The sequence below is a fragment of the Actinomadura monticuli genome (genome assembly GCF_041463655.1).
In the GTDB taxonomy this organism is placed as follows: Bacteria; Actinomycetota; Actinomycetes; order Streptosporangiales; family Streptosporangiaceae; genus Spirillospora; species Spirillospora monticuli.
In genome coordinates this window covers 201,940-224,687 of sequence record NZ_JAXCEI010000013.1, presented here as the reverse complement: position 1 = coordinate 224,687, position 22,748 = coordinate 201,940, and the positions used below count along the sequence as shown (strand labels likewise).

The following is a 22,748-nucleotide window of genomic DNA, read 5'->3' as shown; positions in this document are numbered from 1 at the left end:
GTGAGACGGTGTGGGTTGTGGTGATCAACCCGTCTACCAGGGGCTTCTCTGCGTCCAAAGGGAATCCATCAACTCGCGATCATGCTGTGATCAACCAGCCCGCCCGAGGATGAAAAAGGGTCACTCATCACCACCGCGCTGGACTCTGCGGCCGGGAACATCCACATCGAGAAAGGTTGCATCTTCCACAGCGATCGCGGGTCGAACTACACCAGCGATGAATTCGGCCGGCACCTGAGCAAGAAGTACAAGATGCGGCGCTCGGTCGGCAGGACCGGTGTATGCTGGGATAATGCCATGGCCGAATCGTTCTTCGGGGCGTTGAAGAACGAGTGGCTCAACCGTATGGTGTTTGCCACACGAGCCAAAGCCCGCCGTGCGGTTGTGCAGTACATCGAGGGCTTCTATAATCGACGCAGGCTTCATTCCGCAAACGGGTACCGGACACCGCTTGAGGTCCACACCGAGTACCTGATCCGACAGCAAGCAGCGTAGATCTGCCCGCGGATCACCGATCAAGAAGCTGTCCGGAAAACGCGTGGCTCCTCAGGGTGCCGGATTGATACCGGCGTCCTTGAGGATCTTCCAGACAGTGGAGGCGGCCACCTTGACGCCGAGCACCAGCAACGCACCGTGCCGCCGGTAGCCCCAACTCGGGTTCTCCCGCACCGGGCGAAGTACTAGCGTGCGGATGGGCTGGACGGCCGGTGGGCGGCCCGGCCGGTTGGGTCTGGGGCGGGCTGCGCGCCGCGCCGAGTTCAACTCTCGGGGCCAGCGCAACCGTGTCCGGCTGCGCCAGCAGCCGCATCCGACCTGACACGCTGGGACGGAGTCGGCTCAGCCGGCGCCGTCGGCAGGGGCCCGTTCGGGACAGTCAACCGCACCCTGTACGCCGTCGAGTTGGCGCTCCAGCACCGGCTGTAGCTGTTTCTGAAGGAGGCCCGGCCGCGGATCGCCGAGGAGATGGGGTTCACGGTCGGCGGTTGTGTTCAGGGTGTGATGGTGATGTAGAAGGGGTCGCCGTCCAGGACGTGGTCGTTTCCTCTGAACTGTTCGATGAATTCTCCGGCGGCGCGGTTGTGTTCGGCGTTCAGGGCGCGGACGGCGTAGTCCCACACGGTGTTGTTGTCGACGCGGGCGGCGTTCTCGTAGGTGCTGGCGAGGGGGTATTCGTCGCATTGGCGTTTTTGGCCGTTGGGTCCGGTGATGTAGTTGAGCCCCCAGTGCTTCTGGCAGACCCTCCGGATCTTGCGGCGCGAGGCGATCTTGGAGCGGGTGGTGTCGTAGCGGGAGATGAGGCGGGTGAGTGGCCTTTCGCCGACCTTGCCGGGGACTTTCTTGCCGATGATGCCGGGTTTGGTGAGGGTAATGTCGGTTTGGGCATCCCGGATGAACTGGGCGGACTCGGCGAAGCGGGTGTCGGTGGCGCTCATACGGATCTCGGATGAGACGTGGTGAAACACGCAGCGGGGGGTGGTGGCGACGTAGTCGGCGACGTCGCAGCGGAAGAACTCGGGCGTGAAGTGGTCAGAGGTGCCGCCGAGGGGGCCGGTGAGGGTGAGTTCGACGGTGAAGGTGAAGTAGCCGCGTTTCTCGTCTTGATAGAGGTCGTCGGGTACACGGTGAGTGGTGCCGGTGCGGTGCGACCACAGCGGGGCGCCGCCGCGGTCCTGCCACTGCTGGATCGTCAGTTCGGTGCCGCCGGCGGGTTCCTGGGGGTCGCGGTCGCAGACGCTGTGGCGGGTGGTGTCGTGGTTGGCGCAGACCAGGTTGATCCGCAGCCGGTCGGTTTTGCGGGGGAGGTTGTGGTCGGCGAGGTGGCGTAGCCGGACACCGAAGTTGATCTGGGTCTGGCGGTGCTGGGCGACGCCGATGAACTCGATCGCCACCAGCGATCGTCCCTGCTCGTAGATGACGCCTTGCTGGTCGCGGGCCAGGTAGACGATGGGGCGCTGTTCCCGGTAGCACATGCTGAACCGGTTCTTGAACCAGTAGTGGTCGTTGCCGCCGTGGTCGGCGCACTCGTCGAAGGTGACGGGGTCGTCGGCGGGGCCGCGCAGGCGGCGGCCGGTGGGGGGAGGCGTGGTGACGGCCCGGTACCTGCCGTCGTGGGCCAGCCGGTGCAGCCGCGTCCCGGTGGGCCCGGCAGCGAGTCCGCGCTGGAGCCGCCGCCCGCGGCGCTGCGGCGGCTCGATGCGTTCGGCGGTTCCTAGCGCCGGGCTCGCGGCGTGGTGACCCGGCCCCGGCGGCCCGGCGACCCGAGCGGAACCCGCGGAGGGCCCGGCGGCCGGGCCCGGGTCCGCCGCGCCCGCGGGCACGGCGGGGATCAGCGTCAGGCACAGCCCCAGCACGATCACACCGGCGCGCCAGGTGGGGACGTCACGCATGAGCACTCCAACAGGGCTGGGACGACAGGCGGAAGGCGGAACGGGAGCGGCGGCCGCGGGCCGGCCCGGGATCAGGTGATCATGTCGAAGCTGCTCCAGCCCCACCCGATCGTGACCGGGGGCCGCAGGGTGGCGGCGCCGTCCATGCGGCGGGTGTTGAGGTAGGCCCACAGCTCCCCGTTGACCTGGCGGCTCAGCACGTCCTCGTAGCCGTCGCCGTCGGCGTCTGCGAGCAGCAGGTAGTCGACCTTGTCGTAGGTGAACCACTGGTCGCCGCTGACCTGGATCGGCGGCGCGCTGGACCAGGTGTTCTCCCGCGCGTAGGCACGGTTGTGCGGAGACAGGAACAAGGTGCCGAGTTCGAAGTCGTGGTGCAGCAGGTCCGGTGCGTCGTCACCGGACCACTCGGTGGCCATCAACCAGCTGTCCAAGGGGTGCTCACCGACGCGCTCGCGCTCACCCCACGTGCCGACCCCTTGGAAGGTCCGGCTGTGGACGTAGACGTAGGTGCTGTCGTCGCCGTCGCGGCCCCACCGCACCACCAGGTCGTCGAACCCGTCCAGGGTGACGTCCTGGACCACGATGGTGCGCAGTCCGCCCCACCCGTGCCCGACCACGACCGGGTCGCCCCACGTCCGGTCCCCGCGGAAGGCGCCGGTGTGCGGGTACACCAGCAGGACCCCGTCGTCGGCGCGGCGCGCGATCACGTCGACCCAGTCGTCGCCGGTGACCTCGCCCACCCCGATCCAGTCCATGATCTGCCATCCGTGCCCGGCCACCACCGGTGTCGGCCAGCTCCCCGCGCCCTCCCAGCGGCCTACATGCGGGTAGACCAGCAGCTCTCCGGTCCCCGCCTGCCGCGCCACCAGGTCGGGCCACTGGTCCCCAGTCACGTCCTGGGCACGCGACCCGGTGTTCTGCACATGCGCCCCCACACGACCATTGGGCCCCATTCCCGGTACTTGTCCTAATTCTGATCTGTGCGGCGCAGCCTGCTCCAGCAACGATGTCCGCGCCTGGACGGCCTGCGCCGGCGCGGCCGCCGCGACGACGCACAGAACGCAGCAGACCAGGCCAGCGGCGACCCATGACCGAACTCTTCGCATGGCAATACCCACCTGTCCCAGGCCGCGTTTCGCGGCTCCCACACTGCGATTACCGAAAGTTAACACACAAACACTGTCGGCGTTAGTAGCGGTGGTGGGAGTAATGGTGCGGCGCGGGTGTGGCCACCAGGCGGACTATGAGTCGCTTTCGCCCATCCAAAGGCGAGGCGACCCCCGACCAGACCTCAACGATTTCGACCTATTACATCCCGAAAAGGCGCGTCCGGGAATGCTGCCGGCCGGCCGCTTACCCCCAGTGGCCAGCATGACGACGATGTCCGCACCTACCTGAGCATGGTCGGCATCATGCCCTCAACGAAGCCGGCGTGACCAGGAAGTGACCAAGACGATAGTGGGACTGGGCACCATAGGCAGCGTCTGAAGTCAGCCGAATCGCAAGATCGGAGGTCACGATGCATAAAGCCGAGCGCCACCGCACCGCGAGGTCTGGGTTCGCCATCCCTCTGACCGGCGCAGCGCTGGTCTTTGCGGCCGTCCTGGCAGGTCCCGCGTCCGCCGCCGGGACGCCCGGCCGTGCAGCGTCCACCCAGGCGGCGTCTCCAGCGGCGCACACCCGTGGGTCCGCCGCAACGCCCGCAGCGGCGGACCCCTGTATCAGGACGGTCCGCGTGTATCGGGACGATGAGGGGTTCTGGCACGGGGTCGGCTATAACTGCTCCCTGTACGGCGGAAATCGCTCTCTGCGGTACGCCGACGGCATGAACTACAGCCAGTGCGCTTATGTGGAAGGAAAGTCCTTCCATGATTGGATCATTCCTGACTGGGCGGCTCGGGGGCCGATCACGATCGTCGCCTACTGCATCTGAGCCCTCTGCGATCGCGTAGCCTGGGCCGACCACCTGATTCCATCGATATGGGTCACGGCCACTATCCGATACTGCACACCTACCGGCCACGGACGTTGCCGGATGGCTCGGCCATGGCCAGCAGAATCGGCCTTGCTTATCCTTCCGGAAACCTCGTCCGGGTGGCAGAGGGATGTTCGTACTGCACGACGACGCGTCCTGCGGCGCTGGGCGATCGGACGGTCACCGGCACGTACCGCCGGGCCCCGAGGCGGCGGTCAGCATGATCAGGTAGCTGCCCTCGGGCCACCCGGAGGTGGGCACGGTCAGCGACGGCCGCCACGGAGCCGACACCGTCCGGGTCGCCTTGTCGACATGGGCGCCCGGCTGCCGGACCCCCGGGGTGAGCCCAGACCGCCATACCCGGCGTGCCTGCGCGCCGCCGTACCAGCCCATCCTGAAGGCCTCGGCGGTGAACCCGGAGGTCGTGGTGAAACGAACAACCGGAAGCGCTCGCCCGGCAGCGCGCTGACGTGATCGGCATAGCCCTCGATCTCGTGCTCGGATCCCATGTCCCTGCGGATGATGCGCCAGTCCGCGTCACCGCGTTTCCCGTTCTCGGCCGGCGAGGCCGCGGCATTCACCGCCTCCTTCCCCTCGGCCCCCCGGAATCGCGGTGGTGAACGCTGGAGGAACAGGCCCCGACCAGGGTGACCGTCAAGACCAGCGCTGGCAGGACGCGTCCCCGAAGCGCACGCCGTGCCGCTGCGGGACGCCCGTTGGCGGCCCTGCGTCCGCCGGGTTCGATCCTGTCGCGTGCGCGGCTTTCCACGACTCCCCCGATGGTCGACTGCTGAGGGACTCCTCCCCGTCCCGGCGGGCTGGAAGCCACAGCGCCGATCAACGGACCCGAAACAGATGGTCATCGACCGCGGGGATCAGGACCGGTGGTCGCGGCGGCCGGTGAGTTCGGTGTGCTCGGGACGCTGGGCGAGCGCTTCGGCGGAGCCGAGCTGCCAGGGGACGCTGGTGACCATGACGCCCGGCCGGAAGAGCAGCCGTGCCGTGAGCCGCAGCGCGCTCTGGTTGTGCAGGAGCTGCTCCCACCAGTGGCCGACGACGTATTCGGGGACGAACACGCAGACCACGTCGCGGGGGCTTCTCCGGCGGATCCGGCCGACGTACTTCAGGACGGGCCCGGTGATGTCCCGGTAGGGGGAGTCCAGGACGGTCAGCGGCACGGGAACGCCGTAGCGGTCCCACTGCTCTTCGAGTTCCTCGGTCTCCCCGGCGGACGTGCGGACGGTCACCGCGGTGAGGGTGGACGGGTGGGTCGCGCGGGCGAAGGCGATGGCGCGCAGGGTGGGGGTGTGCAGCTTGGAGACCAGCACGACGGCGTGCACGCGGCTCGGCAGCGAGACGGCGTCCTCGGACGGCGCCAGTTCGGCGGCGACCTGCTCGTAGTGGCCGTGGATGGCCTTCATCATCATGAAGACGAGGGGCATCGCGATGACGACGATCCATGCGCCGTGGGTGAACTTGGTGACCAGGACGACGATCAGCACCGCCGCGGTGAGGACCGCGCCGACCGCGTTGATCAGGCGGGCGCGATGCAGCCGGGCGCGGTGCCGCCAGACTGTCCGCGGCCCGGTTTCGCCGCCCGGCGCGGGTCCTTGCCTCAGGAGTGCCGTCCAGTGCCGGACCATGCCGGTCTGGCTGAGCGTGAAGGAGACGAAGACGCCGATGATGTAGAGCTGGATCAGGCGGGTCGTGCTGGCGTTGAACGCCCAGATCAGCACGCTGGCGAGCACGGCGAGGATCACGATGCCGTTGCTGAACACCAGCCGGTCGCCGCGCCGGGAGAACTGCCTGGGCAGGAAGCCGTCCTCGCCGAGGATGCTGGCGAGGATCGGGAAACCGTTGTAAGCGGTGTTGGCCGCCAGCACCAAGATCGCGGCTGTGAACCCGGCGACGAGGTAGAACAGCACCGACCCGGAGCCGGAGACCGCGGCGGCGATCTGGGTGATCACGGTCTTCTGCTCGTAGCCGGCGGGCGCGCCGGTCAGCAGCCGGGGGTCGGCCGCGATCCGCACGTGCGAGGCCAGGGCGAGCCCGGTGATCCCGGTGAAGATCGTGATGGTCAGCGCACCCATGATCGTCAGGGTGGCGGCGGCGTTCGCGCTCTTGGGAGGCTTGAAGTTGGGGACGCCGTTGCTGACCGCCTCGACCCCGGTGAGCGCCGTGCAGCCCTGGGAGAACGCGCGCATGAGCAGCGCGACGGCCAGCAGACCGGTCGTGCCGTGCGAGGGCTGGACGCCGAAGTGCGCGGACTCGGCCTCCGGTGTGTGACCGGCCAGCACGCGCCCGGCGCCCAGAAGGATCATGATGCCCACCGCGGCGACGAACCCATAGGTCGGGATCGCGAAGACCGTCCCGGACTCTCTGATCCCGCGAAGGTTGATGATCGCCAGCAGCGCGACCAGGCCGATGCAGATCTGCACCGAGTGGGGCGCCAGCGCGGGCATCGCCGACGCGAGGTTGGCGACTCCGGCGGCCACCGACACCGCCACGGTCAGCACATAATCGACCAGCAGGGCGCTGGCGGCGACCAGCGAGGCGTTGACGCCCAGGTTCTCCCGGCTGACGACGTAGGCGCCGCCGCCGTTGGGGTAGCCGTAGCAGGTCTGCCGATAGGACAGAACGACCACGGCCAGCAGGATGATGACCGCGGCGGCGATCCACGGCGTGAGATGGATCAGCGCCAGCCCGCCCAGGCTGAGCGCCAGCAGGATCTCCTCGGTGGCGTAGGCGTTGGACGACAGCGGATCGCTGCAGAACACCGGCAGCGCGAGCTTCTTGGGCAGCAGCGTCTGGCCGAGTTGCCCGCTGCGCAGCGGCCGGCCGAGCAGGAACCGCTTCGGAAGGCTCATCCCGCGTCAGTTGCCGGACGCCTCCGCGCCGGGCGCATGCCGAGGGCCGCGAAGCCGAGTAGCACCGCGACGGCGGCGCCTTCCAGGGCTGGCGCGAGCACGAAGCCCGTCCGGTGGCCGTACTCGTGGAACCCGAACGGGCCGTCCTGGTCGCTGATCAGCAGGCCGACGATCGTGCCCAGCGCGAACAGGGCGCCGATGGTCGGGATGACCCGGTACTGGTCGGCGAGGTACTCGTGCGGATGGACGGCGCCGATGCCGAACAGCAGCACGCCCAGGTAGCGCGGCACAGGAGGCAATGCGATCACCCGCCCGGGACCGGGGAGCCGCCACTCACTCCGCTCTCGGCCTGCTGGCCCCGGGGTGAGACGGCGTACCATTCGGCGCCGAACCGGATGAGCCGGCCGGGGTATGGCGAGTTCGTCGCCGCCGCGCAGCCGGCGGCCACGCTCACCAGGATGGCGGCAGGCGCACCTTGGAGCCGGGCCGTGCACCGACGGCCCATGTCAGTAGCCGCCGCCGGTCGACTGGACCTTGTCGCCGGACGCCGACAGCACGTACCACGCGGCGCCGAACTGGTTGAGAGCCTGCCCCTTGGCGCTTCCGGGGGTGGTGCCGTCGGGCGCGTAGTAGTAGACCGGATGCCCGCTGTAGGTGACCTGCGTCGAGCCGTCCGGGCGCTTGGTGGTGCCCGGCTTCGCCGCGTCCGCCCCCGTCCCGGCCTTGGGCTTCGCCGAGGCGGTGACCGGGGGCCACACCGCCGCGCACGATCCGGTGCAGGACGACGTGCCGCCCTTGTCCTTCTCGAACAGGTAGACCGTCCGGCCTTGACCGTCCACCAGGATTTGCCCCAGGTTCCCCACGGTCGCCGTCTTGATCGTGTCACCGGAGGCCGCACCGGACGGAGGCGCGGACGTGGGCGCCGTCCGAGTGGGGGACGACTTGCCTCCCCCTCCCCCGCCGCACCCGGCGACCGCGAGGACGGCCGCCGCAACGACGGCCGGCGCCCCTGTCATCACTCCCGGTCGGCGCCGCCGTGACCGCGCGACCGGAACAGTCGCGCCGGCCGGGCCGGCCACCTGAGTCTTGGACATTCGCGAACCCTTCCCCGAAACGCGGTCCGGCGGGCCGATTTCGCTCGCTCCCGCCGCCACATACCCGCCGGCCCGGCTCGCGAACTGTCAGTTCCCAGCCATGACCCGCTCTTTCCTTACGGTCGTGATGACAGTTCCACACGACCTGCGGGGCCGAACCCCGGGTCACCTGCCGATAAGCACGAAAGCCTCCGTTCCCTCCCACAGCCGGTTGTCCGGCACAATGTGCGCAGGACGGAGGTGGCGCATGGCGGGACTGGGCGGAGCACTCGAGCGGTCCATCATGGACCTGCTCTGGGACGCCTCCGGTCCGCTGCGGGTGCGTGAGCTGCTCGCCAAGTTGAACGAGGACGCGGACAGGGCCCTGGCCTACAACACCGTCCAGACCGTGGCCGAAAGGTTGGCGCAAAAGGGTCTGCTGCGGCGCACCCCGGACGGGACGGCTTTCCGCTACGCCCCCACCTGTGCGCGGGAGGAGTACGCGGTCGAGTTGATGCTCGACGCGCTCACCGAGTCCGACGATCACGGCAGCATCCTGGCGAGATTCGCGGAAGCCGTCCCACCGGAGGACGCGCGCCGGCTGCTGGACGCCCTGCGGCGCCGGACGTCCGGCGGCCGAGGGGCGTGACGCCGTGATCTATTTCTTGATCAGCCTGGTCTCCACGGCGGTCGTGCTGAGCTGCCTGGCGGGGCCCGCGCTCGATCGGCTCCACCGCCCCGCCGCGCATCCGCTGATCGCCGCCGTCTGCTGGTTCGCGGCCTTGGCCGGCACCTTCATCGCCGACATCGGGCTCGTCGCGGTGGCGCTGCTGGCGCCGCCGGCGCCCGGCCACGGTCTTCTGGAGGGGCTGCGCGACTGCCTGCCGCACCACGGCGACGAGGCGATCATCCTGGCGGCCGCCGCCAGCCTGGCGCTGCTGGCGGCCTGCTGCTCCAGGCTCGCCCGCGGCCTGCCCCGGCTCGGACGAGCCGTGCGGCACCGGCGCCGGCACCGGGAGATGCTCCGGCTCGTCGCCAGGGAGCACGGACGGCACCCCGACGTGCTCGTCCTCGACCACCCCGTGCCCGTGGCGTACTCGTTGCCCGCTCGGGGACGCGCGATCGTGGTCAGCACCGGCGCCCAGGAGACGCTCACCCCCGAAGAGTTCGGCGCGGTTCTGGTCCACGAACGGACCCATGTGCGTCAGAGGCACCACATGATGCTGCTCGTGCTGGACCTCGCCTACGCGCTCCTGCCCTGGTCGCCGACCGTCCGGCGGGCCAAGGCGACCCTCCCCTCGCTGCTGGAGATGGCCGCGGACGACGCCGCGGCCCGGGCATGCGGAAGGCGGACGCTCGCCGACGCCCTGTGCCGGCTCGCGGCAACGCCGGGTGTCGCGGGCGCCCTCGGGGCGGCAGGCCCCTCCGCGGAAGCGCTGACGGAACGAGTGCGGCGTCTGGAGTCCGCCGAGATGGGGAAGCCGCGCCGGGCCGCTCGAGCGGCTGCCTCCACCTTCGTCACCCTCGCCGTCGCCGCACCTCTCCTGGTCGCCGCCGCCACCATCGTGCAGCTGTCCGACGTCTGCTGAGGCCGTCCTCACCAGACGCCGAAGTGACCGGCCGTTTTCCGAGGACGTCCTGAGATTGCTGAGGCTGTTTGTCGCAATCGCCCACTTGGGTGGCGTATGAGACCGCTATCTCCTACGCTCCGTAGGAGCCAACGCGCGGTGTCCCCGCCGGGGACAGCGGTGGCCACGCCGAATCCCGCGGACCTGCACCGTCCCGGGAACCGGGGAACCGTTCTCCATCTGGGGTGAATCCGCTCGGCATGAGCGGTAGGGCAACTCCGGCCCGAACCCGGCAGCTCACCCGGTAGGCGTAGAGGAGAGGACAGTGCATGCAGCGACGGGCTGCCGGAGAAAGAAGGCCGATCCACCGACGGCTCATCGTCAGCACGGCGTGGACGGCATCGATCGCCGTTTCCGCGACGCTCGTGGCTCCCCCGCCCGCCTGGGCCGAGCCCAAGCCGACCCGCAAGGAGCTGACCGCCCAGCAGAAGAAGCTCGCCGACGAGGCCGAGAAGCTCAGCGAGCAGTACAACGGGCTGCGAGTGCGCCTCCAGCAGGCCCAGCGGGCCGCCAAGGTGGCCGAGGGCAACGCCGCCCGCCAGAAGAAGGCGCTGGACGACGCGCGGGCCAGGATCGTCAAGCTCGCCGCGGACAGCTACAAGAACGGCCCGGTGGACCCGGCGGTCGCCTTCGCGTCAGCGGACGACCCGCAGTCCGTCCTGGACAAGTCGGCCACCCTCAACTACTTCGCCCGCCAGGACAGCGCGCGCGTCGCCCAACTGCTGCAGACGATGCAGGCGGCCGAACGCGCCCGTAAATCGGCCGGAACACGCGCGCAGGAGGTGCGCGAGCTCACCGACGAGGCGAAGAAGAAGCGCAAGGAACTCCAGACCAAGCTGAAGAAGGTCCAGGCCAAGCTCGGCGCCATGCCGGGCGGTCGCACCAACGCGGGTCCCGCCCCGAACGTGGACCCGGGCGGCGCGTCGGCCAAGGCCCTGGGGGCGCTCAGGGCGGCCCTGAGCCAGCGCGGTGTCCCGTACTCGTGGGGCGGCGGCAACGCCTCCGGCCCGTCCTACGGCACCGCGCAGGGCGCCAACATCAAGGGCTTCGACTGCTCGGGCCTGACCCTGTACGCCTACGCCCAGGTCGGCATCAGCCTCCCCCACTACACCGGGGCCCAGTACAACGCCGGCACCCGCGTCTCCCAGAGCCAGCTGAAGCCCGGCGACCTGGTCTTCTTCTACAGCGACCTGCACCACATGGGCATGTACGTCGGCAACGGCAACATGGTCCACGCCCCGCAGACCGGCGACGTCGTCAAGATCGCCCCGATCGCCGGCCGCCCGTTCGCCGGCGGCGTCCGCGTGGCCTGATCCGCGCCGCACCGGACTCCCCGAACCACGTCCCCGTCGCCCACTTGCTAGGGCGGCGGGGACGCTGTTTGGGATTTCGCTCCCGCGCTGGCACGAGTTGCGCGGCCGGACCCGCACGAGTGCCGCCCCCACTTGCACCCATGGCCATGGCCGGCGTCCGGGCGCCCGCGACGGCCACCAGCGCGGCCGTGATCACGGGCGGGCACGTCGGCCGGCGACTCCAGCAGTTCGGGGACCTCCGTCCGGGCCGCGCAGGAGCGGAACGACCGGACGCTCATCGGTCTGGCCCTGGACGTTCACCGTCCTCGCCGACGCCCGCTGAAACAGCCGTGTCGCGACGCGGGCCGACGCCGCGGCACAGCCTGCCCGGGCCTGCAGTCACGCGGGATACTGGGGAGGGGTCGTTGACGTCGCCTGGCGTGCGCATGAGGTGGCCCCGGCGGCGCCGCTCACCGCCGGCGGGCGGGAGGCCGGCGATCGCAGAATCGGGAGGCTTTCCATGCACGACGCCGAAAGCGGCCACGCGACTCTTCCGGAGGATTCGGAGGAGCGTCGGGGGCGCGGCCCGGGCAAGGACCGCAGCGTCGCCGTTCTCGACGTGGGCGGTCTGAACTGGGCATCGGAGAAGAACATCGTCGAGTCCGTCCTGGGACGCCGGCCAGGAGTGCTGGCGGTCGAGGCCAATCCCGTCTCGCAGACCGCGACGGTCGTGTTCGACCCGGCGCGTACCTCGCTGGCCGAGCTCAGACGCTGGGTGACCGAGTGCGGCTATCACTGCGCCGGGCAGTCGGTGCCGTCGCACATCTGTGATCCGATGGCCGGACCGGCCGCCGCTCCCCCACCGGAGGCCGGCACGGCCGTCGATCGGACCGGGCACCGCGCCCCGGCACCGCATTCCGCCGATGCCGAGGCGGCGAAGGCCCGGTCGCCGCATGAGGCGATGGGGCACGGCGGGCACGGGGCCTTGTCGATGGCGGCGATGGTCGCCGACATGCGGAACCGGTTCCTGGTCGCGCTCCTGTTCTCCATCCCGATCGTGATCTGGTCACCGATCGGCGAGGAGGTGCTCGGCCTGCACGTGCCCGCTCCGTTCGGGATCCGGCAGGACGTGTGGGCGCTGCTGCTGAGCCTGCCGGTGATCTTCTACTCGTCCTGGATCTTCTTCGACGGCGCCGTCCGGGCGCTGCGGGCCCGAACACTGGACATGATGGTGCTGGTCGCCGTCGCGGTCGGAGCCGGCTGGCTGTACTCCCTGGTGGTCACGCTCACCGGCGGGGGCGAGGTGTTCTACGAGGCGGCCACCGTCCTGGCGGCCTTCGTGCTGCTGGGGCACTGGTTCGAGATGCGCGCCCGGGGCGGCGCCAACGACGCCGTCCGCACCCTGCTCGACCTCGCGCCGCCCAAGGCCGTGGTCATCCGCGACGGCGAGCCGGTCGAGGCGCCCACCGCCGAGGTGGCCGCCGGGGACCTCCTGCTGGTACGTCCGGGAGCCAAGATCGCCGTGGACGGGGTGGTCGAGGACGGTGAGAGCGAGGTCGACGAGTCGATGGTCACCGGCGAGAGCCTGCCGGTGCACAAGGCGCCCGGGGACACCGTCATCGGAGCCACCATCAACGCCAACGGCACCTTGCGCGTGCGCGCCACCAGGGTCGGCGCCGACACCGCCCTGGCACAGATCGTCCAGCTCGTCCAGGAGGCGCAGAACTCCAAGGCCCCCGGCCAGCGGCTCGCCGACCGGGCGGCGTTCTGGCTGGTGCTCGTGGCCCTCCTCGGCGGCGGGGCGACGCTCGCGACCTGGCTGCTGACCGGCAGCGCCTTCGCGACCGCGATGCTGTTCGCCATCACCGTGGTGGTCATCACCTGCCCGGACGCCCTCGGCCTGGCCACTCCCACCGCGATCATGGTGGGTACCGGGCTGGGCGCCAAGCGCGGCGTGCTGTTCAAGAACGCCATGGCCCTGGAGGCCTCCGCCCGCATCCAGACGGTCGTGATGGACAAGACCGGCACGCTCACCAAGGGAGAACCCGAGGTGACCGACGTCATCACGGATGGGGCGGACGAGCCTGAACTGCTCCGCCTCGTCGCCGCGGTGGAACGCGAGTCCGAGCATCCCCTCGCACAGGCCATCGTCCGGCACGCCGCCGAACGCGGCCTGGACGTCACGCGGGCGGAGCGTTTCCAGAACGTCCCCGGGCACGGTGCCATCGCCGAGGTCGGCGGGCGGCGCGTTGTGGTCGGCAACCGCCGCCTGGCCGAACGCGAAGGCGTCGATCTCGGCCCGCTGGCCGACCGCCGCGATGAACTGGCCGCCACCGGACGGACCGCCGTGATCGCCGCGATCGACGGCCGGGCGGCCGGCCTGATCGGCATCGCCGACGCCCCGCGCGAGACCTCGCAGCCGGCCGTCGCCGCCCTGCACGACCTGGGCGTCCAGGTCGTCATGCTGACCGGCGACAACCGCGCCACGGCCGAACGCATCGCCGAGCGGCTGGGCATCGACACCGTGATCGCGGAAGTGCTGCCCGGCGACAAGGCGGCCGAGATCGCCGAGCTTCAGCGCGACGGGCGCAAGGTCGCCATGGTCGGGGACGGCGTCAACGACGCACCCGCACTGGCCCAAGCCGACCTGGGCATCGCGATCGGCGCCGGCACCGACGTGGCCATCGAGACCGCCGACGTCGTGCTCATGCGCTCCGATCCACTGGACGTGCCCACCGCACTGCGCATCGGCCGCGGGACGCTGCGCAAGATGCGGCAGAACCTCGGCTGGGCCATCGGCTACAACGCCATCGCCCTGCCCATCGCCGCCGGAGTCTTCGAACCCGGTTTCGGCCTCGTCCTGCGCCCTGAGATCGCCGCGCTGTCGATGTCCGGCTCCAGCCTCATCGTCGCGGTCAACGCCCTCGCTCTGAGGCGCTTGCGACTCCCCACCGCAAGCCCCGAGCCGGCACAGGGCATGCCTCAGTCCCCGTCTGTACCGGCCCGGGAGGGGGATCGGACCGGATTTTCGCGGTAGAGCCGACGCGTCCGGTTAGCGCGTGCGGCGGCGGTGCGTGCGGCGGCGGCCAGGTGTCGCAGCACCGTGTGGCGCAGTTGATGCAGCGTCCGGCCGCGGCCGTGCGGGCCGAGGTCGCTGGCGGCGGTTTCGTAGCGCATCCGCCACGGCACCCGCTTGCGCGGCGTCGGCCGTTCTGAGTCGCACCGGTGCCTCCGGTCAGCCGGTGCGTGCTCCGCGGGGTTCGGCGCGCAGGATGTCGATGGCGGTCTGGGCGCAGTTGCCGCAGATCCACACGCCGGGGCCGGCGGCCAGAGGGCCGAGGTCGGTGCAGCCGCAGAAGGAGCAGGCCCGGCCCGTGCTTTTGCTTCTGCCGACGCCGGACGTCACAGACACTCGACACGAAAGGTTCACGACCATGAAGCGCGCACTCGCGCTCGTCGCCGTCCCCGCCCTGGCGATCAGCCTGGCCGCCTGCGGCGACGACGGCTCCGACGACGCCAAGGGCCCGATGTCCGGCCGCTCGATGCCGGCGAGCGCTTCGCCGTCCGACGGCGGCTCGCAGGCACGGCACAACGACCAGGACGTCATGTTCGCCCAGATGATGATCCCGCATCACCGCCAGGCGGTCGAGATGGCCGATCTGGCCGCCACCCGCGCCGCGTCCCCTGAGGTGAAGCAGCTCGCCGCCGAGATCAAGAAGGCGCAGGACCCGGAGATCGAGCAGATGTCCGCCTGGCTGACCGGCTGGGGGGCTCCGGTGCCCTCGCCCGGGGTGAGCGACCCGGGCCACATGGGCCACGGCGGCATGGAGGGCATGATGACCGACGAGCAGATGAAGGACCTGGAGGGAGCCGAGGGCGCGGCCTTCGACAGGGCGTTCCTGACGATGATGATCAAGCACCACGAGGGCGCCGTGGCGATGGCCGGGACCGAGCAGACCTCCGGGCGGTCTCCCGAGGCCAAGAAGATGGCCGCGGACATCGTGACCTCGCAGTCCGCCGAGATCACCAGGATGCGGAAGCTGCTCAAGCAGTAGTAGCAGCAGGCGGCCGCGGCGGGCGGGGACTCCGCGAGCCCCGCCCGCTCCGCCGCGCGATCGCCCGCCACGCCGAAATGGGTACGTCGGTGCGGGCGGCGCGATCGGGACGCCCTACACGCGCCGAGAGCACCGCCGGCTCGGCAAACGCGATAGTCCCTCGCTCATGGAGGGGCCGGTCATTGCCTCACTCGATCCCGCGGGGTCGCGGGGTTTACCGGCCGGCCTTCAGGGGCTTTGCGCCTGTGCTTCAGGAGTGCGACGGTCGCGGCCAGCGCGGCGGTTCCCAGTGCCGCGTAGCCGCCGGGCGTGCCGAACAGGGCGTGGCGCGGTGCGGCCGGGTTGGTCTCGACTCCGGCCACGTAGACGAGGATCGGCACGGTGAGGATGGACCCTCCGCCGCCGAGCAGGCCGAGCGAGACGCCGACGGCGAGCATGGCGAGGAGGGTCAGGGCGAGTGTCATCATGACCGCCGTTCCCGCAGCGGCGCGACCGTGTTCTCGGTGTCGCGGGCCGGTGCCCGCAGGGACGCCGCGTCGATCTTCGAGGACAGGCTGGGCATATCGACCTTTCGTCTGGGCCCGGGGCGGGCCGGGTCCGGAAGCGGAGACCGGTGGTTCGGGCGGACGGCGGCGGGCCCGGGGTCAGGCGGCGGACGCGACGACCGGCAGGCCGGCAAGGGCGCCGGCGTCGTACGCGTCGTCGACGGCGACCACGCGGCGCCCGGCGGCGGCCAGGAACGAGGCGGCCACGGAGGCGCGGTAGCCACCCTGGCAGTGGACCCACACCTCTCCGCCGGGCAGCTCGTCCACGCGCCGCGGCAGGTCCTGCAGAGGGATGTGCACGGCGCCGTCGATGTGCGAGGCGGCCCACTCGTTGGCACGGCGCACGTCCAGCACCACGACCGGCCGGTGATGCCGCACGGCGGCCAATTCGTCGAACGACGCCCGGGGGAAGGAGGCCAGGCGCTCCTCACCGGCCCAGCGCTCCGGGCCGCCGGTGGCCGACGCGGCCGGGCGGTCGATGCCGATGCGGACCAGTTCGCGCTGGGCGGCGGCCACGTCCTCCGGCGTCTCCCCCAGCAGCGTCAGCGGAGTGCCCCACGGGACGAGCCAGCCGAGGTAGGTCGCGAAAGCGCCGTCCAGCCCGAAGTTGAGCGTTCCGGCCATGTGCCCGGCGGCGAACGCCGTCCGGGTCCGCAGGTCGACGACCCACTCCCCCGCCTCGATCCGCCGCCGGAGTTCGGCGGCGTCGGCCCGGCGCGGTTCCGAGAGGTCGGGCGCCTCCGGGCCCGCGCTGTTGGCCGGCCCCATCTGGGCGTAGTAGGCGGGCCAGGCGTCCAGCCCGGCCAGCAGCGTCTCCACGTACTCCTTCTCCTCGAGGGTGAGCACGGGATTGGTGCGCCTCTCCCGGCCGATCGTCGACGCCTCGGCCTCCGACTGGGTGGACGAGCAGAAGCTTCCGAACCCATGGGTGGGGAAGACCTCGGCGTCGTCGGGAAGCTCGCGCGCCAGCCGGTGCGCCGAGCCGTACTGGGCGGTCACCAGCTCGTGGGTATGAGCAGGTCCGAGCAGGTCCGGCCGTCCGGTGGACCCGTACAGCAGCGAGCCGCCCGTGAAGACGGCGGGTGCCCGCCCCGGAGCGTCCAGGACGTAGGCCAGATGCGTGAAGGTGTGGCCGGGGGTCGCCAGGGCTCGCACCCGCATCCGGGTACCGACGCCGACGACGTCGCCGTCGGCCACCGCGCGATGTTCGAACGCCACCGGATCGGCGGCATTGACGTGGTAGGCGGCCCCGGTGGCGCGGGCGAGCGCGAGCCCGCCGGTCACGTAGTCGTTGTGGATGTGGGTCTCGAAGACGTCGAGGATCTCCACGTCCCGTTGTTCGGCCAGTTCGAGCACCCGGTCGATGTCGCGCTGCGGGTCGATGACGAACGCGACCTCGCCGTCGGTGACGAAGTAGCTGCGGTCCCCCAGCGTGGGCGTGTCAATGGCAACGATCTCGATCATTGAACTGCCTCTCTCCAACTCGTCGTCAGGCGGCGGTCTCATGGAGCGCTCCGGCCGCCGGGCGCGTGTCGATGCCGGCCGCCGCCGTCCCCCCGGCGGCGGGCGTGCGGACATCGACCTCACCATCCATCTCCTAGATACCCTAGGGGGTATCCACGAAGCAGCGTAGGCGATGAGCGAGAGGCTGCGCAAATACGGGCGGGGGTATCCATGAGGGCGTCGCGCGAACGAGGTCCGGATGCGGACCTTCCGCCCGTCTGGGCCGATCCCGGCGCGGGCCCTATACCCTGGTAGGTATGAGGAGGACAATGTGAAATTCGAGGCGGACTCGCTGGCCGACGTCCTCGTGCGCCTGCGGCGCGCGCAGGGGCAGCTCGGAGGCGTCATCCAGATGATCGAGAACGAGCGCGACTGCAAGGACGTGATCACTCAGCTCGCGGCGGTCTCCCGTGCGCTGGACCGTGCGGGATTCAAAATCATCGCAACGGGCCTGGAGAAGTGCGTGCAGGAGGGCACGGACCCCGGACAGGCCGAACTGGACCGCGCCCAGTTGGAGAAGCTCTTCATGAGCCTCGCCTGACCGCGACTGCGGCAGCGGGATCCAGCGAACGGTCACCCCCTCGCGCGCTCCCCCTCACCGCGGAACGACGCGGAACCGGCGGCCTTACGGCTGCTCGTCCACGACGTCCACGCGCGGGGGTTCCGGCATCGCCGCTCCATCGTGGTTCGCCTCCGGTGTTCGCCTTCGCCCGGCACGGCGGGGCGGGACCTTCGGCCCGTCTCCGGGGGACGAACGCCGGATGGGACGGCGGCGCGCCCCGAGGTTGGCTCGAAGGAGACCTCACAGGGCGGTGCACGATGCAACGGATGAACGCGCTGGACGCCGGAATGTTCTTCGCCGAGAACGACACGAGCCCGCTCCAGATCGGGACGGTGACCGTGTTCGAAGGTCCGGCGCCCGACTACCCGGACCTCGTGCGGCAGGTGTTCGCCAGGCTGCGGCTCGCGCCGCGCTGCCTGCAGCGCGTGCGGACCGTCCCGTTCAACCTGGCGCACCCGGTCTGGGTGGACGACCAGCGCTTCGCGATCGGCGACCACATCCTGCACACGACCGCGCCCGAACCCGGCGGCCCGGAGGAACTGCATGAACTGGCCGGCCGGCTGCTGGCCCCGCCGCTGGATCTCGGCCGGTCACCGTGGCAGATGTGGCTGGTCGACGGGCTCGCGGACGGCCGCTGGGCGCTGATCTGCAAGGTGCACCACTGCATGGTGGACGGGCTGGCCGGAATCGACCTGCTCGCGGTGCTGCTGGACACCGACCGGGACTGGGCGCCCGAGACGCCGCGGGTCTGGCTGCCCGAGCCGGAACCGTCCGCCGCGGCCGTGCTCCGCGACGGGGTCGTGGACGGGCTGAAGGGCGTGGGACGGCAGGCCACCCGGCTGTTCCTGCCCGTCCTGCGCGACGCGCTCACCGTCGCGGGTTCGCTGCCCGGGTACGCGACGCGGCTCATGGGGACCGGCGCGTCGGCGCTCAACGGACCGACCGGTCCGCGCCGGCGCTGGACACGGGCCTACGCCGGGATGGACGAGATCGACCGGATCCGGCGCACGTTCGGCGGGTCGGTCAACGACGTGGCGCTGGCCGCGACCGCCCGCGGTTTCCGCGACCTCCTGGAGGCGCGGGGCCTGCTCGGCGAGGAGTCGGTCGTCCGCGCCCTGGTGCCGGTCTCGGTCCGGTCGGCGGACGAGCGCGGCGTCCCGTCGAACCGGGTGTCGGCGGTGCCGGTGGACCTGCCGTGCGGGGAGGCCGATCCGCTGCGGCGCCTGCACCTCGTCAGGGAGCAGATGGACGGGCTGAAGAACCGCGGCCAGGCCGCCGGCCTCGACGCCTTCGTCCAGCTCTTCGGCGGCGCCCCGACTCTGCTGGCCGCGGCCGCGCACACGGCGCTGCGGCTGCGCCAGCCGCTGATCCACACGATCGTCACCAACGTCCCGGGCCCGGCGTTCCCGCTGTACGCGATGGGCCGGCGGATGCTGGAGATCGACCCCTACATCCCGATCACGGCCGGCCTGCGCACCGCCGTCGGCATCGTCTCCTATAACGGCGCCCTGTCGTTCGGGCTCACCGCCGACCACGATGCCGTCCCCGACCTGGAGACCCTGTGCGCGGGAATCCGCGAGGGCATCGATGAACTCCTCAAAGAGGCGGCGCAGACCGCGCCGACCGCCTGAAATGCCTTTTCCCGGATGACGAACGTCCCTGCCGGGCGGGACCTTCGCGCGTACCGGTAAGACGCACCGGCCGGGACGCTGGAAGTGTCAACCCGCCCTGAGGTCCGGTGCCTCCCACCCGTGATAGCGAGGGACCGAAATGACCATACGGAGAGAGCCACCTCGACCGTACGGCCGGGGAGGCGCGGCGTCCGGCCCGTCGGGCCTGATCGTCGTGATCGGTGACGCCGAGGAGTCCCGCAGAGGCTACGAGGTCACCTCGCCCACGCGGCTCCTGCGCGCCTGGCGCCTGCTCACCGCCGTGAACGAGGAACTGCACGCCGACGGCGCCGACGAGGAGGGGGCCCGCCGGGCGGCCAAGATCTTCAACGCCGTCCGCGACGAGGCGGTCCACTCGATCTCGGCGCCGCTGGCCGAGGAGGTGCGTGTGCTGCTCCCGCCGCTGGACGAGGACGCCGGCCTGGCCGCCGCCCGCGTCACCTGCTCAAGCGCGCTCGGCTGGCTCGACGGCCTGATGGCCTCGATGCTCACGCAACTCGCCGGGCAAGGCGACCGGCTCGCCCACGACAACCTGCTGCCGCCCGGCGATCGGCCCCCGGGACGGACCTCGCAGAGCCGACCCGCCCCAGGCCGCTGAATTCGCCGGCTCGCACCGCGTCCGCGTCCGCCGATTCCCGGTCCGGGAGCCGGCAGGCCGAAAGCGGGAGAAGTCCTCCGCCGCTTAGGCAGCGTTTCGAGCTGGACGGTGCGCGGTCTCCCGCTTCTCCGTCCCTTTCCTTGGGCTTCTCCCGCCCGATTCCATTACACCCCACGGCTGCCGGGGACGGCAGGGACCAAGGTCCCGGGCTCGGAAAGGTGCGGCTCATGAGGCGGATAGCGGGAGCGTGACGGCGAGGCACGGGCCGAACTGATCGTTGGCCGCCCCTCGCCGGGGTCGCCGGCCGCCTCAGCGGCCCTGCCGCTCGGGCCGCCGGGACAGCCGGCCGGGCTCTCGTTCACCGCTGAGGACGTCCGCGACCGGGCGCCGCCGGCTCTGCAGGCGGCGGGCCGCGTGGCCGAGGCGCACCACCATCTGCGGGTGCCCGTACACCAGGTCGCGGCGTACCGCCGCCCGCAGGTAGGGCAGTTCCAGCGGCTGGGTGTGGAAGGCCGCGCTCACGTCCAGTGTCGTCGCGTGCAGGAGGACATGCTGGAGTGCCTGGCCGGCGAGCAGCCAGTCCACCCGCCTGTCCTCCCGGGTGGTCAGCACCGCGACCATCCCCTCGGCGGCCTCGCCCCCGGTCGGCCTGCCGCCCGCACCGTGCCGGAGCTCCCATGGCGCCCCGGCGTCCGCGTTCCGCGAGGGGAACCTGAGCCCGTCCGCGGGGGACGGGTCGGAGCCGGACGCGAGCCCGTCGGGACGCTCGCCTCCCGGCGGGACCGTCCAGGCCAGCAGCTCACCGGCGATGCGGGGGTCACGGAGCCGGACCGCCTCGGCGGCCTGGACGTGTTCGGCCAGCCGCCGGCGCTGCGCTCCGTCCTTGACGACGTGGAGGTCGGCGCCCTCGCAGCGGGCGATGCCGGCCAGCACGATCGCCAGCATGGGCGGCAACGGGGTCGCCAGGAACCGGCCGCGATGGGTGTGGCGGCGCGGGATCGTCCGGTACAGCAGCTCCTCATACGGACGCGGGGCCGTCCTGGTCCCCCAGGTGATCCGGGCCAGCAGGTCGGGATACGCCGGATCGGGCAGCAACCGCACCCCCGAGGTGAACCCCAGGCGCCGGACCGCCAGCCGCGCATTGAACAGCGCCGCACCACAGCTGATGAACAGCTCACGACCGGACGGATCGGCGACCGGCAGCAGCCGCGCACGATCGGCCCACAACTCCAGCCCGTCGGCACGCTCGACGAAACGCCACGGCTGGGTGTTGTGGACCGACGGCGCCAGGACCGCCGCCCGGACGACGAAACACGCCGCCAGATCAGCCCGATCCGCTCCGCGAGGTTTCACGGTCGCGTCCCGGCGCTCCGCCGTGAATCGTGTGGCGCTGACCATCTCGATTCGCCTCCGCTCAAGGCCGAATATCTTGTGCGCGAACTATGGGGCCTCCGTGCGGAGACGCCGCCCTCGCCGCGCCTTCCGCACACCGGTCCGGCGGGTGTCAGTTCAGGGAACGGGCCGCCGGGTGCTGTTCGATGACGGCGTCCGAGGACGGGTAGAACGTGCTCGTGTGCCCGTCGTCCCATTCGACGACATAGGGCGGCGCGCCGTCCCGGCCGTGCACCTCGGTGATCAACGCCTTGCGGTCCGGTTCGCCGACCTGGTGGCCGCGGACTATCACCCAGTCGCCCTTCTTCGCCTTCATCGGAATCCCTCCTGGTATCTCGTCCCTATCACCAGCCTCGTCAGGCGGAGCCCTCCCCGGCAGGGCCGAAGGTCCCCGCACCGGCCGGCTGTTCGACGTCCCGCAGGGCCGTCCGGGCGGGCCCGCCGTCCCGGCGGACGCGCCGGCGAAGGTTCCGGAACTGCCGGTGCTGCATGATGAAGTGGGCGGGTTCGCCGAAGAGGCGCGCCATGAGCCGGTCGGCGGCGGCCGGCTCTCCGCGGCCGCGGGTCCGGACGATCAGGCGTGTCCCGCCGTCGGGCAGCGGCCTCAGGTGGAAGGCCCAGATCCCGTCGGTGTACGCCTCGGGCACCGGGCCGCGCGGGTCGAACGGCCGTCCGGACGGCAGTTCCAGGTCGGACCTGAGCACCAGGGTCCGCGCGGGGTCGAGCAACTCGACGACGAAGTACAACGCGCCGCTGGGCACCGCGGGCAGGCGGGTGCCGACGGTCACGTCCTGCCATTCGGGAACGATCTCGCCGGAGCTGCGCCGTCCTCGGTTGTCCAGGAGGTCCCAGCTGTACCAGCCGGCCCGCTCGCATCCCATCTGGACCAGCCACGGCCAGACCTCCTCCGGCGGCGCGGGCAGCGAGACCGCCATGGTCGACTGCGCGGTCGCCCCCTGAATGAGATCGTCACCGGGATAGGACGTGCTCGCCTCTTCCCGAGTCGCGCCCCAGCGCAGCAGGCGAGGACGGACCAGGGCCGCGTAGGCGCCGGCCGTCAGAACGGCGAGCGCGGTTCCGCGGAGGGTTCTTCTCATTGTTCTCATCTCCTCTCGGCTGTCCCCTTCACGCTTCCCGTCCGTCCTTTGCACTTTCAGGGGCTTCCGCCCTGTTGAAAGACGGACCTTTGACCCTGACCGGG

The 22,748-nt window shown here is 71.0% G+C and carries 21 protein-coding genes and 1 riboswitch; of the genes, 9 read left to right on the top strand and 12 right to left on the bottom strand.

Annotation, left to right across the window (positions count from 1 at the left end; translation table 11 throughout):
* Positions 1-252: 252 nt before the first annotated feature.
* Positions 253-495: an integrase core domain-containing protein gene (locus tag SM611_RS27650; protein WP_371953079.1), complete on the top strand. Its 243-nt coding sequence runs from the start codon at positions 253-255 to the stop codon at positions 493-495.
* Between the two features lie 51 nt (positions 496-546).
* Here SM611_RS27650 and SM611_RS27645 read toward each other — a convergent pair whose 3' ends face one another.
* From SM611_RS27645 to SM611_RS27615, 7 genes are all read right to left on the bottom strand, one after another.
* The gene (locus SM611_RS27645) at positions 547-669 is read right to left on the bottom strand and encodes a hypothetical protein (protein ID WP_371953077.1); all 123 of its coding nucleotides are present in this window, start codon (positions 667-669) and stop codon (positions 547-549) included.
* A 320-nt stretch (positions 670-989) separates the two neighbouring features.
* Entirely contained in the window at positions 990-2,387 is a 1,398-nt protein-coding gene (locus SM611_RS27640; RefSeq protein ID WP_371953075.1) for a NucA/NucB deoxyribonuclease domain-containing protein, read from the bottom strand.
* A gap of 71 nt (positions 2,388-2,458) precedes the next feature.
* Positions 2,459-3,280 (bottom strand): hypothetical protein, encoded by an 822-nt coding sequence (locus SM611_RS27635; RefSeq protein ID WP_371953073.1) that lies wholly within the window; start codon positions 3,278-3,280, stop codon positions 2,459-2,461.
* Positions 3,281-4,542: 1,262 nt separating this feature from the next.
* The gene (locus SM611_RS27630; protein WP_371953095.1) at positions 4,543-4,866 is read right to left on the bottom strand and encodes a N,N-dimethylformamidase beta subunit family domain-containing protein; all 324 of its coding nucleotides are present in this window, start codon (positions 4,864-4,866) and stop codon (positions 4,543-4,545) included.
* Between the two features lie 371 nt (positions 4,867-5,237).
* Positions 5,238-7,229 (bottom strand): APC family permease, encoded by a 1,992-nt coding sequence (locus SM611_RS27625; RefSeq protein WP_371953071.1) that lies wholly within the window; start codon positions 7,227-7,229, stop codon positions 5,238-5,240.
* Positions 7,226-7,519 carry a hypothetical protein gene (locus SM611_RS27620; RefSeq protein ID WP_371953070.1) on the bottom strand — a complete coding sequence of 98 codons (294 nt, stop codon included), beginning with the start codon at positions 7,517-7,519 and terminating at the stop codon, positions 7,226-7,228. The genes SM611_RS27625 and SM611_RS27620 overlap by 4 nt, the downstream gene beginning before the upstream one ends.
* A gap of 216 nt (positions 7,520-7,735) precedes the next feature.
* Positions 7,736-8,245, bottom strand: coding sequence for a COG4315 family predicted lipoprotein (locus tag SM611_RS27615; protein ID WP_371953068.1), 510 nt, complete (start codon positions 8,243-8,245; stop codon positions 7,736-7,738).
* A gap of 325 nt (positions 8,246-8,570) precedes the next feature.
* Between SM611_RS27615 and SM611_RS27610 the strand changes: the two genes are divergently transcribed.
* The 5 genes from SM611_RS27610 to SM611_RS27590 all read left to right on the top strand — a co-directional run bounded on the left by SM611_RS27610 (position 8,571) and on the right by SM611_RS27590 (position 15,277).
* Complete coding sequence (locus SM611_RS27610) at positions 8,571-8,951, top strand: BlaI/MecI/CopY family transcriptional regulator (RefSeq protein WP_371953067.1); 381 nt, start codon at positions 8,571-8,573, stop codon at positions 8,949-8,951.
* Between the two features lie 4 nt (positions 8,952-8,955).
* The gene (locus SM611_RS27605; RefSeq protein ID WP_371953065.1) at positions 8,956-9,891 is read left to right on the top strand and encodes a M56 family metallopeptidase; all 936 of its coding nucleotides are present in this window, start codon (positions 8,956-8,958) and stop codon (positions 9,889-9,891) included.
* Between the two features lie 156 nt (positions 9,892-10,047).
* Positions 10,048-10,196: riboswitch (cyclic di-AMP (ydaO/yuaA leader) on the top strand.
* Positions 10,197-10,199: 3 nt separating this feature from the next.
* The gene (locus SM611_RS27600) at positions 10,200-11,243 is read left to right on the top strand and encodes an NlpC/P60 family protein (RefSeq protein WP_371953063.1); all 1,044 of its coding nucleotides are present in this window, start codon (positions 10,200-10,202) and stop codon (positions 11,241-11,243) included.
* Positions 11,244-11,742: 499 nt separating this feature from the next.
* The gene (locus tag SM611_RS27595) at positions 11,743-14,259 is read left to right on the top strand and encodes a heavy metal translocating P-type ATPase (protein WP_371953061.1); all 2,517 of its coding nucleotides are present in this window, start codon (positions 11,743-11,745) and stop codon (positions 14,257-14,259) included.
* A 397-nt stretch (positions 14,260-14,656) separates the two neighbouring features.
* On the top strand, positions 14,657-15,277 hold the full coding sequence (locus SM611_RS27590) for a DUF305 domain-containing protein (RefSeq protein WP_371953059.1): 621 nt from the start codon (positions 14,657-14,659) through the stop codon (positions 15,275-15,277).
* 179 nt (positions 15,278-15,456) lie between these two features.
* On the opposite strand, the gene SM611_RS27585 is transcribed toward SM611_RS27590, so the two are convergent.
* Both SM611_RS27585 and SM611_RS27580 read right to left on the bottom strand, forming a co-directional pair.
* Entirely contained in the window at positions 15,457-15,744 is a 288-nt protein-coding gene (locus SM611_RS27585) for a hypothetical protein (RefSeq protein ID WP_371953058.1), read from the bottom strand.
* A 177-nt stretch (positions 15,745-15,921) separates the two neighbouring features.
* A complete protein-coding gene (locus tag SM611_RS27580; RefSeq protein WP_371953056.1) occupies positions 15,922-17,286 on the bottom strand; it encodes an MBL fold metallo-hydrolase in 1,365 nt (454 codons plus the stop codon).
* A 310-nt stretch (positions 17,287-17,596) separates the two neighbouring features.
* On the opposite strand from SM611_RS27580, the gene SM611_RS27575 reads away from it, so the two are divergent.
* The 3 genes from SM611_RS27575 (at position 17,597) to SM611_RS27565 (ending at position 20,155) form a co-directional block, all read left to right on the top strand.
* A complete protein-coding gene (locus SM611_RS27575) occupies positions 17,597-17,866 on the top strand; it encodes a metal-sensitive transcriptional regulator (RefSeq protein WP_371953054.1) in 270 nt (89 codons plus the stop codon).
* A gap of 287 nt (positions 17,867-18,153) precedes the next feature.
* Positions 18,154-19,518: a wax ester/triacylglycerol synthase family O-acyltransferase gene (locus SM611_RS27570; protein ID WP_371953052.1), complete on the top strand. Its 1,365-nt coding sequence runs from the start codon at positions 18,154-18,156 to the stop codon at positions 19,516-19,518.
* 139 nt (positions 19,519-19,657) lie between these two features.
* Positions 19,658-20,155, top strand: a complete 498-nt coding sequence (locus SM611_RS27565; RefSeq protein WP_371953051.1) for a hypothetical protein — start codon at positions 19,658-19,660, stop codon at positions 20,153-20,155.
* A 309-nt stretch (positions 20,156-20,464) separates the two neighbouring features.
* On the opposite strand, the gene SM611_RS27560 is transcribed toward SM611_RS27565, so the two are convergent.
* The 3 genes from SM611_RS27560 to SM611_RS27550 all read right to left on the bottom strand — a co-directional run bounded on the left by SM611_RS27560 (position 20,465) and on the right by SM611_RS27550 (position 22,644).
* Positions 20,465-21,508 (bottom strand): Acg family FMN-binding oxidoreductase, encoded by a 1,044-nt coding sequence (locus SM611_RS27560; RefSeq protein ID WP_371953050.1) that lies wholly within the window; start codon positions 21,506-21,508, stop codon positions 20,465-20,467.
* 151 nt (positions 21,509-21,659) lie between these two features.
* Positions 21,660-21,863, bottom strand: a complete 204-nt coding sequence (locus SM611_RS27555; RefSeq protein WP_371953048.1) for a DUF1918 domain-containing protein — start codon at positions 21,861-21,863, stop codon at positions 21,660-21,662.
* A gap of 40 nt (positions 21,864-21,903) precedes the next feature.
* Positions 21,904-22,644, bottom strand: coding sequence for an SRPBCC family protein (locus SM611_RS27550; protein WP_371953047.1), 741 nt, complete (start codon positions 22,642-22,644; stop codon positions 21,904-21,906).
* Positions 22,645-22,748: the final 104 nt, after the last annotated feature.